At 58.7% G+C, this 17,810-nt stretch carries 12 protein-coding genes and 1 pseudogene; 5 read left to right on the top strand and 8 right to left on the bottom strand.

The genetic code is table 11. The features are described 5' to 3' along the window. Positions 1 to 141: 141 nt before the first annotated feature. Positions 142 to 1,452, bottom strand: coding sequence for a (Fe-S)-binding protein (locus tag ACVWXE_RS04340; protein ID WP_457489681.1), 1,311 nt, complete (start codon positions 1,450 to 1,452; stop codon positions 142 to 144). Between the two features lie 173 nt (positions 1,453 to 1,625). Between ACVWXE_RS04340 and ACVWXE_RS04345 the strand changes: the two genes are divergently transcribed. Continuing rightward, on the top strand, positions 1,626 to 1,970 hold the full coding sequence (locus tag ACVWXE_RS04345) for a hypothetical protein (RefSeq protein WP_457443505.1): 345 nt from the start codon (positions 1,626 to 1,628) through the stop codon (positions 1,968 to 1,970). Between the two features lie 13 nt (positions 1,971 to 1,983). On the opposite strand, the gene ACVWXE_RS04350 is transcribed toward ACVWXE_RS04345, so the two are convergent. Further along, entirely contained in the window at positions 1,984 to 3,864 is a 1,881-nt protein-coding gene (locus tag ACVWXE_RS04350) for an AMP-dependent synthetase/ligase (protein ID WP_457489682.1), read from the bottom strand. A 510-nt stretch (positions 3,865 to 4,374) separates the two neighbouring features. Between ACVWXE_RS04350 and ACVWXE_RS04355 the strand changes: the two genes are divergently transcribed. Beyond that, the gene (locus tag ACVWXE_RS04355) at positions 4,375 to 5,109 is read left to right on the top strand and encodes a protein-L-isoaspartate(D-aspartate) O-methyltransferase (RefSeq protein ID WP_011433763.1); all 735 of its coding nucleotides are present in this window, start codon (positions 4,375 to 4,377) and stop codon (positions 5,107 to 5,109) included. On the opposite strand, the gene ACVWXE_RS04360 is transcribed toward ACVWXE_RS04355, so the two are convergent. Continuing rightward, entirely contained in the window at positions 5,106 to 5,846 is a 741-nt protein-coding gene (locus tag ACVWXE_RS04360) for a glycerophosphodiester phosphodiesterase (RefSeq protein ID WP_414332228.1), read from the bottom strand. The genes ACVWXE_RS04355 and ACVWXE_RS04360 overlap by 4 nt on opposite strands. A 351-nt stretch (positions 5,847 to 6,197) precedes the next feature. Between ACVWXE_RS04360 and ACVWXE_RS04365 the strand changes: the two genes are divergently transcribed. Further along, the gene (locus ACVWXE_RS04365) at positions 6,198 to 6,383 is read left to right on the top strand and encodes a hypothetical protein (protein WP_414344512.1); all 186 of its coding nucleotides are present in this window, start codon (positions 6,198 to 6,200) and stop codon (positions 6,381 to 6,383) included. A 4-nt stretch (positions 6,384 to 6,387) separates the two neighbouring features. Here ACVWXE_RS04365 and ACVWXE_RS04370 read toward each other — a convergent pair whose 3' ends face one another. From ACVWXE_RS04370 to ACVWXE_RS04385, 4 genes are all read right to left on the bottom strand, one after another. Then, positions 6,388 to 6,909 (bottom strand): peroxiredoxin, encoded by a 522-nt coding sequence (locus tag ACVWXE_RS04370; protein WP_414417129.1) that lies wholly within the window; start codon positions 6,907 to 6,909, stop codon positions 6,388 to 6,390. A 179-nt stretch (positions 6,910 to 7,088) separates the two neighbouring features. After that, positions 7,089 to 7,547 carry a GNAT family N-acetyltransferase gene (locus tag ACVWXE_RS04375; RefSeq protein ID WP_414344496.1) on the bottom strand — a complete coding sequence of 153 codons (459 nt, stop codon included), beginning with the start codon at positions 7,545 to 7,547 and terminating at the stop codon, positions 7,089 to 7,091. Positions 7,548 to 8,854: 1,307 nt separating this feature from the next. Next, complete coding sequence (locus ACVWXE_RS04380) at positions 8,855 to 9,610, bottom strand: precorrin-2 C(20)-methyltransferase (RefSeq protein ID WP_414350039.1); 756 nt, start codon at positions 9,608 to 9,610, stop codon at positions 8,855 to 8,857. Between the two features lie 12 nt (positions 9,611 to 9,622). Next, entirely contained in the window at positions 9,623 to 10,036 is a 414-nt protein-coding gene (locus ACVWXE_RS04385; RefSeq protein ID WP_011433770.1) for an STAS domain-containing protein, read from the bottom strand. 296 nt (positions 10,037 to 10,332) lie between these two features. Here ACVWXE_RS04385 and ACVWXE_RS04390 point away from each other — a divergent pair, with 296 nt between their 5' ends. Next, positions 10,333 to 15,171, top strand: a complete 4,839-nt coding sequence (locus ACVWXE_RS04390; RefSeq protein ID WP_457489683.1) for a translocation/assembly module TamB domain-containing protein — start codon at positions 10,333 to 10,335, stop codon at positions 15,169 to 15,171. A gap of 80 nt (positions 15,172 to 15,251) precedes the next feature. Here the strand turns inward: ACVWXE_RS04390 and ACVWXE_RS04395 are convergent. Then, positions 15,252 to 15,497: pseudogene (locus ACVWXE_RS04395) on the bottom strand (Mo-dependent nitrogenase C-terminal domain-containing protein); the annotation flags it as partial. 754 nt (positions 15,498 to 16,251) lie between these two features. Between ACVWXE_RS04395 and bchB the strand changes: the two are divergent. Continuing rightward, a complete protein-coding gene (gene bchB, locus ACVWXE_RS04400) occupies positions 16,252 to 17,784 on the top strand; it encodes a ferredoxin:protochlorophyllide reductase (ATP-dependent) subunit B (protein WP_414416935.1) in 1,533 nt (510 codons plus the stop codon). Positions 17,785 to 17,810 lie beyond the last annotated feature (26 nt).

Here is a 17,810-nt window from a genome sequence, read left to right on the forward strand (position 1 = left end):
CCGCCTAGCGGTTGGTGTCGGGTAGTTTACATAGCCGCGGCCAACATGCTTAGTTTAATGGCTATTTCGGTTCCGCAAAGTAACCAATTGTTCAGCAGATCGGGGACTAGAGGCAGCCCCTGTAGCTTGTTCGCGAAAGCGTCACGCAGCGGTAAGGGCGCGATCCAACAATTCCATCGGGTGATAGATGGGGATCCCGGCTTTGCCCTGTAGGCGCAGATGTTTCTGGATTTGTAGGCGGCAGCCGATATTGGCAGAGACGATCCCCTGAGCACCGGTGTTAAGCAAGTTCTTTACCTTCTGGGATCCCAGCTCATCCGCCACCTGGGGTTGCAACAGGTTGTAGACGCCGGAGCTACCGCAGCAGAGGGCCGCATCGACGGGATCCCGCAGCTCCAGCCCCGGGATTTGCCGCAGCAGGTGTCGGGGTTCCTGGCTGAGCCGCTGCCCATGCAGCATGTGACAGGCATCCTGGTAGACCAGCACCAGGGGTTCCGGCTGCAGCGGATGTAGAGGAGCCGTTAACCCCACCTGAGCGAGAAACTCCTGAATGTCCTTGACCTGGGCGGCAAATCGGGCTGCCTTCTCTTTGTAGTCGGGATCCCTGGCCAACAGGTGGCCATACTCCTTCAGGGTATGCCCGCAGCCGGAAGCGGTGATCAGAATGGCATCTAACTCGTAATCGGCAAAGGCATCGATCATCTGGCGGGCCAGGGTTTCCGCCTGCTGCAGTTGCCCTTGATGGTGGGGCAAGGCCGCACAACAGCCCTGGACAGGCGGGATCACCACCTCACAGCCGTTGTGGGTCAAGACGCGAATGCTGGCCTCATTCACCTGCGGGGCAAACAGGCGCTGCACGCAGCCCAAAATGAGTCCCACCCGAAAACGGCGTTCTCCCACCGCCGGGATCCGCTCAGGGTAACGCTTGGGCAGCAGTTGCTCCACCTCCAGGGGGGGCATCAGGGATTCCATGGCCGCCAAACGCGGGGAGACCTTTTCCAGACCCTTTCGGATCCAAGCGCCGATCCCCATTTTTTGGTACAGCCAGAGAGGCCACAGCAGCGGTTGCAGCCGCTCCGGGTAAGGAAACACCGAGAAGATGAACTGGCGGTAAAGCCGATCCCAAAGGCTACGTGGGTAGTTGCGTTCGATTTGCGGGCGGGTGGCGGCAATTAAGCGGTCATATTGCACCCCCGATGGACAGGCCGTAACACAGGCCAAACAGCCCAAACAACTGTCGAAGTGGGAAACCGTAGCCGCCGAGAGGGAGATTTGACCTTGGTTGAGAGCCTCCATCTGATAGATACGCCCCCGCGGCGAGTCCGTCTCTTTGCCGATTACACGGTAGCTGGGGCAGGTGGTCAGGCAAAACCCGCAATGCACGCAGGCATCGATCAGCTTGGGATCCGGGGGATCCATTCCATCAAAACTCGGCCCCTGGGATAAACTCATCGGCTCTGACCTATCGTGCTCTCAGCCTTACATGGGCATGCGGGGAGACAATTAGCGGCTGGCGATCCCGCCCTCTTCTGCTCCCTTGATTCCTTTGCATCTTAGTCCCAGATCCGAGGAAGTTTGTCTACATCCAGACGCTCTCTTAGCTCGTACTACCCTAGAGAGAGGACTTGCCAACCCTTCCTTTGAAAGCCATGAACTTGCAACACCTCTTCACTCCTGTCTTTTGGACAGCGGCCCTCTCCAGCTTGAGCTTGGCCGGAGCGGCTCTGGCCCAAGCCAACCTGCGGGAACTCCCTCCAGACTTGGCAGAACAGCTAACCACAGAGCAAATTTTGCAAGCCTGCGCCAACAACCAAGCAGATACTTTGCCCAGCCCTTTCCCGGATGTGGTGCCAAGCGATTGGGCCTACAAGGCAGTGCTTACCCTCTACTACTGTGGAGCCTACCGAGGGGCCATTCCACCGGAGCAATTCCGGCGCTACTTGGAGCAACAACGGGGATCCCAAACTTAGGTGGGCCTGCACCTCAAGCCGGATACATCTCTTGGATCAGATGGGCATAGCGCTCGGCCACCGGGTTGCGCTTGATCTTCAGGGTCTGGGTCATAAGGCCGTTTTCCACGCTCAGCGGCTCCGGCAAGAAGCGAAAGTCGCCGATCTGCTCGTCGGGCCGGTAGCCAGGGCGTTCTTGGATGCGGCGGCGCACCTCCTGCAAAATCAAGGTGCGGGTCTGGGGCTGGGCCAGCAGCTCGGCATCCTCAGCCGGGATCCCTTGCTCGGCAGCCCAGGCTTTGAGGGCATCGAGGTTGGGGTAGATGAGGGCAGCCAATTTCTTTTGGTCTTGCCCGACGATCACGATTTGGCTGATGTAAGGAGATTGCAGACAAGCATCTTCCAGCGGCTGGGGCTCAATATTCTCCCCGTTGAGTAGGACGATGACATCCTTGGCTCTGCCGGTGATCACCAGTTGCCCATCGGGGGTGAGCCAGCCCAGATCCCCCGTTTCAAACCAGCCGTCGGAGCTGAGCACCTTGGCGGTGGCTTCGGGGTTGTTGTAGTAGCCCATCATCACCTGCGGGCCACGGGCCAGGATCAACCCCTTTTGGCCGGAGGGCAGCGGCTGTCGAGTTTCAGGATCCACAATGCGAAACTCCGTCCCCGGCAGAGGGGAGCCAGCCGTACCGCGCACATTGTTGTCTGGACGCCGCGCGCACAACACCGGCGAAGTTTCGGTGAGGCCGTAGCCATTCAAGATGGAAATGCCCACCACCTCGTAGAACAGATCCAAGTAGGCAGGCAGGGATCCACCGCCGCTGATGGCATGTTGAAAATTGGGGCCCAACGCCCGTCGTACCTTGCGGTAGATCAGCACATCGGCCAATCGGTGCAGGGGCCAGAGCAGCCAATGTTGCAGGCGAGCCTGCAGGCGCACCCAGGGGCTGACTCCGTAATGCAAAATCGACTGGTTGCGGGCTATCCGTCCAGAGAGCACATACCTCTCACTCACGGCCATCAGAGCGCGGATCAGCCGCTGCATCAGGGGGCTTTTCTCTTTGAATTGCCGTTGGATCCCTTCATAAACGGTTTCCCAAATCCGCGGCACTGCCACCAGAAAATGGGGGTGCTCCTGTTGGAAATCTTGTTTGATAAAGCGAGGGCTGGTATAGACCAGCATGCAGGCGCGGCTGAGGAGAAAATACTCGCAAGCCCGCTCATAAGAGTGCCAAGTGGGCAGAAGGGTCAACACCTTATTCCCCGGTTGTGGCTGTACGACCACGCCCAAGTTCTCCACCTGGTGCATCAGGTTGCCGTGGCTGAGCATCACCCCCTTGGGCCGACCGGAAGTGCCGGAGGTGTAGATGATGGTGGCCAGTTGGGATCGCTCCAGCTTTGGGGGTTGGTAGGTATGCTCCCGCCCTTTTTGCAGCCATTGGGAAAAGTTCAGCACCCCTGCTTCCTGCTCATCGGAAAGCAACAGCAGCCGTTCCAGGCCCAGCTCCTGCACATCCGGCCGGATCCGCCTCAGGGTCTTCAGATCCTGAGCAATCAGGGCCGTGCTACCGGAGTGGCGCAAGATGTAGCCCAGCTCACTGGGATCCGCCACAGCGCTGCGGGGCACATTCACAGCTCCCGTGAACATCGTGGCCAGATCGGCCATCAGCCAGCGGGGGGAGTTATCGGCAAAAATGGCCACCCGATCCCCCGGGCAAATGCCCAAAGCCTGCAGGCCAGCCGCCAGGGTTTGAATGCGGCGAAACAGCTCTCCATAAGACATCTCGAAAACTGGCTGCGCGTGGGGATCCCGTAGGGCAACCTGACCGGCAAACTCTTCCGCCAGCACTTGCCAAACGTTCAGCAGCGTCGTCTCAGGGGCAGTGGGAGTAGCAGAAGCGGCAGCAGTTGTCATAGATCTGTACCGTAAATTACGTTTACAGTCTATTAAACCCAGCCTCTCTCCCCAGGTGTCGCTAGGACAGTTCCCAGCCTGTCACCCCATTCACCATCTTCCCCTTGCGGGGAAAAGGTAGGGATCAACACTATAAAATCTTGCGCTGGCAGAACCAGGGTGGTGATTGCTCGCCCCGGCAGATTGCGCACAAAACTTTACAATTTTGATCAAACCGGATCCCATATCTCCCATGGGGATCCCGGCTGTAAGCTTCATGTAAACTACCCGACACCGACCGCTAGGCGGTACGAAGCGGGCTTTTAGTAGCCCTGCAGTTAGCAAGCCAACCGCGAGCCTCTGGGGTGGTTTACTACACCCCCAATCGACCGTTACCAGTGCCCTAAACAGCTGTTTCTGGTGTCCGCAGTACCATTGTAGCATTCCTCCCGACACTGACCCTACGGGTACCGTACGGGGCTCCTGCGATTTCTAGCTGAGCAGCTCATCGTTTCTGGAGGTTGTGTATCGGTGATCAACCCATTCTCATCCTTCCGGTGGAGACATTCTTCTCGCTCTCCAGCTGGGATCCCAGAAGTTGAACCTCAGCCCCCAGACGCTTCCGATCCTTTTGCTTCCCAACGGGAGCAGATGGTCAAGAAACAGCTCATCAAACGAGGGATCCGAGATCCACGGGTACTGGAAGCCATGGGAAAAGTGCCGCGTCACCTTTTTGTCCCCTCTGATCTGCGGGATCGGGCCTACAGGGATTGCCCTCTGCCCATCGGCTATGGCCAGACCATTTCTCAGCCCTATATTGTTGCTTTTATGACAGAAGCTGCTCGCCTCACGCCTGAATCGGTGGTGTTGGAAATCGGCACCGGCTCCGGCTATCAGGCGGCTGTTTTGGCAGAGCTGGCCCGGCAAGTGTATAGCCTGGAGCGTCTGTCCCCATTGGCTGCTCAAGCTCAACAAACCCTCGCTGCCCTGGGCTATCGCAACGTGGAAGTGCGTCAGGGGGATGGCTACCAAGGTTGGCCAGAGCATGCTCCCTACGATGCCATTCTGGTGACGGCAGCGCCCCCAACTGTGCCCATGGTGCTGCTGGATCAACTGGCGGTGGGGGGCACCTTGGTGGTGCCGGTGGGAGAAAGCCCTTCGGACTCCGGTGCCCAGGGATCCCAGTCCTTGCTGATCCTCTGCAAAACAGCCCAAGGATGGGTTCAAAAAGGGGCTTTTCCGGTGCAGTTTGTGCCCATGGTCTAGGGTTTTGCCCCCTCTACTCCTGCCAAAAGGTGGGCGCGAATTTGCAAAGCCAATTGGGGACGGTCGGTAATCAACCCTTGAACAACGGGATTTTGTCCTACTGAGCCGGCAAATGGCTGCAAGCACAACTTCATCACTTCAGGATCGTTCACCGTCCAAACGTACAGAGGGATCCCGGCCTGTTCAGCTTCAGCCAAGAACTGCAAGTTCACCCAACTGTAGTGGGGGGCCAGAAAATCCGCTCCCAACTCCCGGCAACGGGTAAGTAAAGATCCCTTGGCTTGCTCCTCAGCCTTTGCCTCGATCAACAGGCCAACCTTGGGTTGCGGGGACAAAAGCGTTTTAACCCGCTGCACCACCTGAGGCAAAAAAGAGGTGATCACAAATTCTTCGGGGGTCAAAATATCGCTAACGAGGGCAAGGACTTGTTCCTCATAGCCTGCTTCTTTGAGTTCGATATCGAGGGTGATCTTGCCCTTGATATGTGACAGGGTCTCTTCAAGAGTGGGAATCGTGGGTTTGCGGGCCCGAATCTCGGCCCAAGTTAATGCGGCCAAAGGCTGTCCATCCAAATCGGCATCGTGAACAACCAGTGGGATCCCATCTCGGCTACAGCGCACATCCAGCTCAATTTGCTCGGCCCCCACCTCAATAGCGGCAGCAAAAGCGGCCAACGTGTTTTCCTCGGCGTGGGTGTGCTCCCCACGGTGGGCGACGATCTGGGTGTAGGGGAGCATGTCAGCACCTGTAAACTACCCGACACCAACCGCTAGGCGGTACGGAGCGGGCTTTTAGTAGCCCTGCAGTTAGCGAGCCAACCACGAGCCTCTGGGGTGGTTTACTGCACCCCCAATCGACCGTTACCAGTGCCCTAAACAACCGTTTCTGGTGTCCGCAGTATTATTATAGCATTCCTCCCGACACCGAACCTACGGGTACAGTGCGGGGCTCCTGCAATTTCTAGCTGAAGCGGGGTTGAGTGCCAGGTTGCGCAGCTCTATTATGATTGGCTCTCGGTGGTTCAGAAAGGGATCCCGGCGACTGGGAGGAAACGATAAGCTAAGGGAGTGGATTGGGTCTCTGAAGTCATGGACGCCGCCGAAATTGCCGCCTTGAAAGAGCGCATCAAGCTGATCCGCGAACGCCGGCCAGCAGTAGCCAAGCTGCTGGAAAAGCCAGACTTGGGCAGCTTGCGCGTGGATGTCAACCAAGCGCTGGAGGAGATCGACGAGTTGCTCTACGAGTTCGAGCAGACTTTTGGCCCGGAAAGCTAGAGGGCTAGCTACCGACAAGCCGTTGCAACTGGGCCAGAACCTCAGCACTGTGGCGGCTGGGGTTCACGATTGGGTCGATTTCTCGCAAAATCCCCTCCGGGTCGATCAAGAACGTATTGCGCAGGGCAACATCGCCCATCCAGGAGCCGTAAGCTCGACTAACCGTGCCGTCGGGATCCGACAGCAAAGGAAACTGTAGCCCCTCTGCCGAGCAAAAGCGCCTGTGGGAGTCCACCGAGTCGGCGCTCACGCCCACAACCTGTGCCCCCATGGCCCGGAACTTGGGCAAATCTTGCTGAAAGCGGCGGGCCTCAATCGTACAGCCGGAAGTGAAGTCGCGGGGGTAAAAATACAACACCACCCACTCCCCCCGAAAATCCGCCAGCCGCCGTATTTGCCCGGATTGATCTGGCAATGCGAACTCCGGTGCCGGAGAACCTATTGGCGGGAGAGGAGTAGTTCCCCACTGGGCCCAGGCAGGCTGAGTCATCCCAAAGCCCACAAGCAGGCCCACAACCAATCCCATGAAAACCCTGCCCAATTCCCTCACTGCCCCTCCGAGACCTCTCTAGAACCCATCTCTAGTTTACATAACTTTATATGAGTCCAGGAACTCGCCTCACTGCGCAGAAGCAAGCCAGCGGGGTGGGAAGCATCTCCACTCTGCCAGCTCAATGTTGCCGCTTTGCCAATTCCTTTGCCAATTCAAGGTAACCACTTGCAGAGCAAAAGCTGCGGAGGGATCCCCAACCATCGCCAGAGTTGAGAGGTGCGTTCGATGGGGGTATAGCGCAGTTGAGCGTACAGTTGCCGCGCGGGGAGATTGTCTTCCAATACGTGCAGATGCAAACAGCGGTAGCCCCACCCTTTCGCCACCCCTTCAGCACTGAGCAAAAGCAGACGAGCAATTCCTCGCCGCCGCCAGCCGGGCAGCACCGCCAAGTTGGAGAGGTAGGGATACTTCCCGTGGGCTGTGACCCGCAAAGAGATCTCGGCAGTGCCCACCACTTCGGATCCCACCGCAGCTGCCAGACAGCAGTAGTGGGGATCCCTTGCGGCCAGCCTGAGGCGCAACTCTTCGCGAATGCCCAGCTTGCGAATTGGGTAGATCCAGCGTTGCAGACCTGAGGGGGGATGAAAAACCTGGGCTAGAACTTCGGCCAAGGGATCCAGATCATTCGATGTAGCTGGGTAAACTACGGGGGAAGGCAACACAGGTTGAGATAGGGCAACCGCAAGCATTCTCCTTATTTTCCCAAACAACTTGCAAACAACAAAACAATTAAGTGGTGACCCCCACGGGGAGCCACCACTGAACCGGTAGAACTTGGCCACAGGGAGGAAAACCACCCCTGCCGACGCGGACTAACCGCATCCAAGACTTAACTAAGACTTATTCAGTTGTCTTAACTTGTTTCCAATTTCTAGTTTCCAATTTCTAGGCCAGCGCCAGTGGCCGCTCCGACACCAGAATCCGACTCTGAGGTTTACGATGAGATCTCCAGATCGCTAAAACGGCAGGCTGAGCCGTTGATGCGATAGATATCATCCGTGATGGGCTGGTAACCCACTTCCACCAGATCGGACTTGGCAGGAGCGAATATGCGGACAACTGCTCTAGCAATCTTTGAGAGAAAGGTAAACATAGCAACCTCCTGAAAGTGAGAGTGAAACTATGAACTGAGAGAACCTCGAATTGCTAAAGCCCGCAGTCCTTGTCCCACTGAGCGCTGGTTCCGACTCGCAGAGCTTGCAGGTTGAGAGCACCTGAACCTGATCACCGATTTTCCCACCCTGACTCGCTCATGAATGGAGACTCAAAATAGCCGGCTGAGCTTGTTGATCTGGCAAAACCACTTTTATTTGAGGATTATTTGAGGAACACCTAGAGCGCTCTCTCACTTTCCCAGTGGCTTGTGCAGCAAGCCCAACTGCTATCTGCCTAACTCCCCTTTTCTGCTTTGAGGAAAACCTGTCGTAGGTACCAGGTGCTCTGCTGAGCGAGACAACCACTTCTCAGGAGAGTCTGCCGAAGCAACGGATCGGAAGCTTGGATCAAAGCGTTGACCGACAGAGAATTTTGGACTTGAATTTTGGATTTGATTCAATCGAGAAGCGGTGCCTCGCGTTTGGGATGGGGATGAGATATTATCCTCCTCGCCTGAATCACTACATTCATAATCTAACCTATAGCCGATCTCTCCACCAAGGGCGGCAACCATTCTTAACAGGCTGGATCATTCCTTTAACTTGGTCTTTTCATCTCTTTTTGGTTCAGGTCAATGAGGGATCCCAGCATTCTGGATTCGGATTCCTCAGCCTCTTTCCGTCACAGGACACCTGATTTTTTGGGGAAACAAGCTGGCTCGGCGCGAGCCTTGAGCTAAACAGAAATAAACGCAAAAAAACAACGACCAACCCCTGCTTCGGGCTTAATCGCCGGAAGGAACTCATTCCCTATCCTAGAAAACTCATTCCAGCTGTAGCTCGTTTTCCAGGTTAAGAGAATCTTGATTTCGGGGCCGAGAACGCAGGATCAGCAGGGAAAAGTAGGGGGGCCGGTAGTCGGCCAGTCCTTCCAGGGTGGGGAAGAGGGTTTGCTGGGGCCAGCCGGCCCAGACCACCAAGCTGGCCTGTTGCAGCCAACCTCTTTCGGCCAGCCACTGCCAAACCTGAGGGTAGACAGAGGCCACTTTCATGAGGACGACTACCTCAGCCCAGGCACAAGCCTGCTCCAGTTCCGAGAGGGCAAACAGAGCCGGTAAAATCGCCAATTTCTCGGAGCCGAGCACCAAGGGGGATCCCAGGGCAGCAGCAGCGGCTAAGGGAGAGCACACCCCCGGTATGGCCTGGATGGGCAAGGCGGGGATCCGCTGCCGCAGGGCTTGGGCCACGTAGGCGAAGGTGCTGTAGAGGCCCACGTCTCCCTCACAGATAAAGGCGACATCTTCTCCCCTTTCTAGGAGTGGGGCTAGTTGCTGGGCAGCCACTCGCCAGGCAGCTTGCAGGACTTCCGGCTGGGTGACAAAGGGCAGGCGAAGCGGCAAGAGGGTTTGTTCCGGTCGCAGCCAAGGGCGCACAATCTGATAGGCCAGGCCCGGCTGGCCGGCGGCATTTTGGGGACAGGCCACCCAGTTGACCGTGCTGAGGATGCGGGCTGCTTTGACCGTTATCCAGTCGGGATCCCCTGCTCCAGCACTGATCCCCCAAAAGGTTCCCAGACCCATACTTATTACGTATCAGGCGGTTTCTGTACTGCCCGTACTTCCTTCCTTCAGGCGATCCAAGGCTTCCTGCAAGGAGTTGCGCAAAGATAGGAACTTCTCCAGGCGCACCAGTTTCACCGTTTGGGTAATGCGGGGGTTGCTCACCACCTGAAAGATACCTGCGCGGCCCTGCACCAGCTTGGCCAATTGCACCAGGGCGCCGACGCCAGAGCTGTCGATGAAGTCGATCCCTGTCAAATCCAGGATCAGGTTAGGGGATCCCTCTTCCAGGTATTTGGTGACCACCTTAACGAAGACCGGCTCGGAAAAGGCATCCAGAAGGCCAGTCAGGTGAAAGACCTGGCAGTTTTCCAGCGCCTCGCGGCTGCCGCGCAAGCTGACCGTCAGAGATAGGGGTTCCGGAATGGCTCTTCTCCTTTCAACCATCTCGACAGAAGGGAACACCTGAGAGAGGCCCCAGGGTGGGTTCAATCTCGGGTGTGGAGATAGCTTAGCATCCCCTTTCTCCGCGGGAGACGGTATTTTTCCGCGGGGTCTTCGGGGGAATTACGCCTGGGAGCAGGGATCTCTTCTTTCTGTTCCCTCGTGGCAAGCCAGGAGTCCTTGGGTAGGATGGGGGCAACTGTGCCGGCAAGGTCGGCCCGCAGTGCACGAATGGCTTTTGGGAGCCTGTCAGGTTTTTAAGGGGTAGGCGGTTGGGAGAGGATCACCGAGATCCAAAGATGCAGCAGCAACGATTCAACCTTTCCCCCATCACTCTAGCTGGGGTGGGTTTGGGCTTGATGGCTGCCGCCTTTGGTGCCGCCTGGGGAACAGGGATCTACCTTCAAGATCACGTGCTGCCGCAGGTGGAAGCAACCCTCTCGCAAGCGATGCGCCGGCGCGTGGAATTGGGGGAGGTGAGGTTTCTGGCCCCCTGGCAGGTGAGCTTGGGAGAAAGCCGCGTTGAACATCTGGCCAGTATCGGCTCCATCGACCTCAGCCCTGATTTCTGGACTTGGCTGCAGACGGGTCAGTGGGTGCTGAATGTTACCCTAAACCAGCCACAACTGCTGCTGATGGAAACGCTGGATCGCGGCTGGGCGGATGTGCAGTTTCAACTGCCCGAAGGGGAGGGATCCCTGCCCTTGCATGGGCTGAACATCCGTTTGCGCCAGGGATCCCTGACGGCCATCCCTTTGGTGGGGGAGCGACGCCAGTTTGATCGGCTGCAGGGCCAGGTGCAGGTGTGGCTGACTCACAATGCCCCGCCAGGAGAGGAGGATCTTTTCGGGGGGCGGGCCAGTTTCCAGGCGACGGCACGGTTGCTCCCTCGGGAGGGGGAGGGGGGGTACCCCCTGCAGCTCAGGGGGGTGGCGGATTTTGCCCAGGCTTCCGGTTCGGTGACGCTTTCTGCGGCTCGTCTGCCTTTGGATCTCTTGCCCAGTGTGGTGCCGGCGGCCCCTTTTGCGGAGGTGCAGGGGGAAACTGGCTTGGATCTCCAGGTGCTCTGGCGGCGGGATCAACCGCTGGAGTTGACGGGGCAGGCCCAGGTTCAACAGGCTCGGCTGGATCTGGAGAGGTTGCCCCATCCTTTTGAAGAGGTGAAGGGCTCCGTTCGCTTTACCTTGCAGGGGTTGGAGCTGGAGGGGGTGAGCGGTCGCTTTGGTCAGCTTTCCTTTGCCGAGCTAAAAGGCCCGGTGGTCTGGGAGCAAGGACAGGGGTTTGGTTTGCAGGCGGAAGTAGCGCCGGCCCGCCTGCAGCAGATCCAAGAGACGTTTGCCTTTGGCCTGCCGGTGGCGGTGGAGGGGGTGGTAGGGGGATCCGTAGCGGTCACTGGAGCCTTGGATCAGCCGCAGATCCGGGGACAGTTGCGGGGGCTTTCGCCGGGGCAGGTGGATCGCCTGCCGGTGTCGGAGTATGCCTTTGGCTTCCACTTTGCGGATCAAACCTTGGCCTTGGAAGCAATTGACCTCAAGACTGCAGGGGGTCGCATCCAAGGCTCCGGCCAGCTGCAATGGGCTGCCGGCTTGGCAGGCCAGTTCGATCTTCAAGTCAGCGGAGCCGACGTGGAGCAGGTGCTGGCCCTTTACGGCCTCAACCTGCCCCGCCGGGGCGCTCTTCCTTGGGTGGGGCCGGTTTCCGCGCAAGTGCAGGTGGCGCTGACGGGATCCCAACCGCGGGCGGAGGCCAGCTGGGAAAGTCTTGGGGGAGAGATTGCCGGAAGAGGGCAGCTGCAGGTTTTGCCGGAGGGTCGGGACTGGGTGGTGCAGGTGCCGCAGGCGGTGCTGGACGTGGGCGGAGGCCGGGTGGCGGTGGCGGGGCGGTGGGCGGGGGGACAGCTCCAGACGCAGTTGGCTCCTCAGGAGGTGCCGCTGGCCTTTTTCAACCCCCAATGGTCGGGATCCCTCTCTGGCGAGCTGACGGCGCAGCTGGACAGGGCGGCGGCAGCAGAAGTGGGCTTCCTGGGGGCGTTGCGGGCGCAAGGGTCGCTGGCTTTGTTGCAGCCTTTGGGAGCGAGGGGACGGCAGTGGGTTGAGGGCATCCGCGGCCAGGTGACTTGGGAGGGATCCGGACTGCATATCCAGGAGGCGGAGGTGTTGGCAGGTGGCACTCGCCTGGCCAGGGTCGAAGGGCAGATCCCCTTGGATCCCCAGACGCTGCAGGTGGGATCCCTGGATTTGGCCTTGGCTGTGGATGGGGTTTCCTTGGCAGAAGTGCCCGGCCTGCCACCCTTGGTGGAGGGGGTGCTGCAAGGTTCGGGGCAGATTCGGGGATCCCTGGACAACCTAGAGGTGGAGGGAGAGGCTCGGCTCCAGGGCCTCAGCATAGCAGGAGTTGAATTTGAAGACTTGGCCGGATCCTTCCAGGGGTCTGCTCGAGGGGTAGAGGTGGATCTCCAGGGACAGCAGGACAGGCTGGCGTTGCAGTTGGATCCCCAGTTGCAGCCTTTGCAATTTCAAGTCCGGCGAGGGGAGGCGGAGGCAGTAGGTCAACGACAGCAGGAACAGCTCCAGGTGACGGTGAATCGGCTGCCGCTGGCTTTGCTGGGGGGCTTAGCTGCCGGGCCGTGGGCCAGCCTACAGGGGAACCTCGATGGGGAGGTGGCAGTTGACCTGGCGAGTGGTGCTGCCCAAGGACGGGCTGCGGTAGCGGATCTGCAGTGGGGAGGGATGAAAGTGCAGGGCTTCTCGGTGGATTTTGACTACCAGACTGCGGGCGACTCCGGCTCTCCCCGGCTGACCATTGCTCAAGCCCAACTGGATTTGTTCGAGAGCACCTATACGGCTAGGGGCACCTTAGAGCTGCCTGCAACTCTTCTGCAAGCCGGTTTGGATCCCACCTTGGCGGCTCTCGCTCCCCAAATTGACCTAGAGATCAGCACCCATCAAGGTCGGCTAGAAGATATCATCTCCGCCTTCAAGTGGCGGCAGTGGCGCGACCTCACCACCCGGGGTTTCCAATTGCCCCCCTTGGGCCCTGCCTCGGTGTTAAAGACCGACCCGGTTGGTTTGCCCAACCATCCTCTCCTGGAGCAGCTGGAGTACTATGCCCAGATCCTGGCTGTCCACCTGGAGACCTTGGCCAGCCGCATGGATCCGCTGTTCGCGTCAGCGGTGCGGAGCACTTTCCCGCCGCCCACAAGTCTGCGAGGGGAATTCCAAGCCAGCGTTAGCCTGGTCGGCAGCCTCAACCGGCCTAGCGTCAGCTTTTACCTTGAGGGCCAGAATTGGCAGGCAGAGGAGTTTGGCATCGAAAGCCTTACTGCCAGGGGCAGCCTGGCTGGAGATGCAGTGGTGTTGGAGCCGCTGCGGTTGCGCAGTGGCGAACGTCAAGCCCTTTTTGTGGGCAAGCTGGGCCTAGAGGAACAGTCGGGATCCTTGCAAATCCAAGGATTGCCTCTGGCTTTGCTGGACCGCTTCCTGCCAGAGGAGCTGGAGCTGCAGGGGGATCTCAACCTGGACGTGGAGCTGGCCGGCAACCTGCGGGATCCCCATGCCCGCGGATCCCTGACAGTGGTCAACGCCCAGATCAACCAGGTGCCGCTGCGGGAGGTGGGAGGACAATTTGACTACCAGCGGGGGCAGCTGCGCCTGGACGGCGCCCTGCTGGCCAATGGTGACGAACCCATTCGCCTCTTTGGCCTGGTGCCCTACACCCTGCCCTTTGCCGAGGTGCGGGCCGAATCCGACCAGATCGACCTCACCCTGCAAGCCAAGCATGGCGGTCTGCGCCTGATCAACCTCTTCACCGACCAGGTGCGCTGGGAAGGCGGCCAAAGCCAACTGGAGCTGGCCATCCGCGGCACCTTGCGAGAGCCCAGCCTGCAGGGGAACTTGAGCGTCAACTCGGGGATCCTCAAGCTGGCAGCCCTGCCGGAGCCCATTACCGACCTCACAGGCCAGATCGCCTTTAACCTCAATCAGCTGCAAGTCCAGGAGCTGCGGGGACAGTTGGGGGGTGGATCCCTTTTGGCTGAAGGCTTTTTGCCCGTCAACTCTCGCGGTGCCCTGCAGATGGACGAAACCTCGCCACCCTTAACTCTGCAACTCCAAGGGATCCAGCTCAACCTGCCCAGCCTCTACACTGGCCATCTGGACGGCGAGGTGGCTGTCAGAGGGCTGCTTCTGCAACCTTTGCTCGAGGGGCGGCTGGAGGTTTCTCAAGGGATCGTGGATGTCAGCCCCCGCCGGGCAGAACCTGAGGCCGCAACAGCTGCCGCCGGCTCGACTTCGCCGGATCCCTTCTGGCAGCCGCGGCTCAACGGACTGGAGCTGGTCTTGGGGCCAGGGATCCGCGTGCAGCGTCCCAATCTGTTTGAATTCAATGCTGCCGGCACCTTGCGCCTGTTTGGCACTCCCCAGGATCTGCGCCCAGCGGGCACCATTGCCCTAGAGCGAGGCCGCGTCAACCTGCCCCTTGCCAACTTTCGCCTGGATCGCTCCCGCTCCAATACCGCCACTTTTGACCTAGACAACCCCTTCGATCCCTTCCTGAACCTGCGCTTGATGACCCAGGCCATCGAGGTCTATCGCTTTCCCCAAGAGCTCTCCCCCTTCGACACCAACCGCAACCTGCCGGGATCCCAGCAGAGCATCGAGATTTTCGCCACGGTCAACGGGCGGGCCAGCCAGCTGGCTGAGGCGGATCCCCGCAACGGGGTTCTGGCCCTTTCCAGCAGCCCCAGCCGCTCCCCCGAAGAGATCGTCGCCCTCCTGGGAGGCACAGCTCTGACCCGCCTCAACCCCGAAGCGGGAGTGGCCGGCCTGGCCGGAACTGCCTTGCTCAACGATGTGCTGGACACGCTGCGGGACACCCTGGACCTAGACGAGGTGCGCATTAGCCCCGTCCCCCAGGTCGATACCCGCGCTGCCAACCGCTCCTCGATAGGGCTAGCGCTGGAGGTGGCCCGCGATCTGGGGCCAGCCACTTCCATCTCGGTGCAGCGCAACCTAACGGATCCCTTTCAGCCCACCCGCTACAGCGCCCGCTACCGCCTCAACGAGCAAACCCTCACCCGCGCCAGCACCGACCTCGAGGGCAACAATGTCATTTCCATCGAGTTTGAGACCCGCTTCTAATGGGATCCGCTCCGGAGTTTGGCAGCAGGCTTTGGATGGCCAGGGATCCCTTGAAAAAAGATTTAGTGGAAAAAGCTGCCTTACAGGTAACGGCTAATGTCTTCTCCTCGCTCCGCCAAAAACGACAAGGCCCGGAAGCGCAGCCCTGCCACCTGGTCGTAGAGGGGGTTGAGCTTACACATGGGCGGAATGTGCATCACCTTATGGCCAAACAGCACCACATCTCGCTCAAAGGGGCAGCGGGCCGGGATCCACCGGCAAAGGAAATGGGCCAAGCGTGGATCGCGGATGCTAAAGTTATCCATAGCCGATTGAATGGGACGCAACGGAGCCTGCAACCAGTCGCGCAGGCGACCCGTGGACTTGAAAAGCACAGAAGTCATGGAACCAGGCAGCTCCTGAGGAGCTTTGCGAGCACGTTGCCAAGAAATCGTTGTGGAACCCATAAGCTTTCACCTCAACCTTTGAAGAAGCAGCAGCCTTTGGTCGGTTACGGCGCGCAAAATTACTAGCCATCGACAATTCTCTGTGTCGAGTTTGTATTGGCAAAATTACTAGCCATCGACAATTCTCTGTGTCGAGTTTGTATTGAGGGAAACATCAGCCATCTCTCTTCCCTCTGTTAGTCTGCCTTCCTCAACAGAAAGCTTGCTTCTGTAAACAAGAATCTCTGCTCAACGTTGTAGAGCTACATGTTTTGTCTCCAAAAGTTAACATGTAACGAAAAATACAAAAACTCCTCTGCTCTTGTCCACCAGCCGATTCCCTGTCAGGATCCCTGAGGTTCCTCAGCTTGAACTTTGGGGCCAGATGGGTATCCATCGCTCCTATTTCTAGGATGGAACAAGCCCTTTGGGCGGAGTAGGGGGATCCCCGTAATCACACTTGCCTTGGCAGGGTTGTTTTTCTTTTGATCGAGTTTGGCTTGGGAGCGTCTCGGTTGGGAGTTACGGAGGATAACAGCCAAGGGATGCCGGCTGCTGAGCGTTCTACAATGCCAGGAGAGATTCCCAGCGGGTGCACATCCGGCGGTGGGTTGGGATCCTTGATTTTGTCTCTGGCTTTCTTGAGAGGCTGCCCATGAAATTGGCCTATTGGATGTACGCTGGCCCTGCCCATATCGGCACGCTGCGGGTGGCCAGCTCCTTCAAAAACGTTCACAGCATCATGCACGCTCCTCTGGGAGACGACTATTTCAACGTGATGCGTTCCATGTTGGAGCGAGAGCGGGATTTTACTCCGGTAACCACCAGCGTCGTTGACCGGCAGGTGTTGGCGCGGGGATCCGACGAAAAGGTGATTCGCAACATCGTCCGCAAAGACGGCGAGGAGCAGCCGGATCTGATCGTCGTCACCCCCACCTGCACCTCTAGCATTTTGCAGGAAGATCTGCATCACTTTGTCCGGCAGGCCCAGTTGGCCAGTCGCTGCGATGTGGTGCTGGCAGATGTCAACCACTACCGGGTTAACGAATTGCAGGCAGCGGATCGCACCCTGCAGCAGATTGTGGAGTTCTATATCACCAAAGCTCGCAAAAGCGGGGAGTTAGACGGCCTGCCCCAAAAGACGGAGCGGCCTTCCTGTAACATCCTTGGCATTTCCACCCTAGGGTTTCACAATGCCCATGATCTGCGGGAGCTGAAGGTGCTGCTGCGGGATCTGGGGATCCAGCTCAACCTGGTGATCCCGCAAGGGGCCAGTGTCCACGATCTCAAACACCTGGGGCGGGCTTGGTTTAATGTGGTGCCCTACCGGGAGCTGGGGCCGATGACAGCTCGCTATCTGCAGCAGGAATTCGGCATGCCTTACATTGAGATCACCCCGATGGGGGTGGTGGAAACGGCTCGCTTCATCCGCCAGATCCAGCAGATCCTAAACGAGCAAGGGATCCCTGTCGATTATGAAGCCTACATCCAGGAGCAAACGCTGCACATTTCCCAAGCGGCCTGGTTTTCCCGCTCCATCGACTGCCAAAACCTAACCGGCAAAAAAGCGGTGGTCTTCGGGGATTCCACCCACGCGGCGGCCATCACCAAAATCCTGGCCCGCGAGATGGGGATCCACGTGGTGTGGGCGGGCAGCTATTGCACCTACGATGGGGAGTGGTTCCAGGCAGAGGTGGGAGGGTATTGCGATCAGATCTTGATGACGGAGGATCACACCCGCGTGGCGGACGCCATTGCCCAGGCGGAACCTGCTGCGATTTTCGGCACCCAGATGGAGCGGCATGTGGGCAAACGGCTGCGGATCCCTTGTGGGGTCATCTCGGCCCCCATCCACGTGCAGGATTTCCCTATCGGCTACCGGCCCTTTTTGGGCTACGAGGGCGCCAACCAAATTGTGGACTTGATCTACAACTCCTTTACCCTCGGCATGGAAGATCACCTGTTGGAGATCTTCGGTGGCCACGACACCAAGGAGGTGATTCACAAGAGCCTGAGCGCCGATTCCGACCTCATCTGGACGCGGGAAGCCCAGGCGGAGCTGAACAAGGTGCCCGGCTTTGTGCGCGGCAAGGTTAAACGCAACACCGAAAAATTTGCCCGCGAACGAGGCTTGACCGAGATCAGTGTGGAGGTCATGTACGCCGCCAAAGAAGCTTTTGGAGCTTGAAGGGATCCCGTCGGCAGCCTTTATCC

It is taken from the genome of Thermostichus sp. MS-CIW-41, assembly GCF_054058915.1.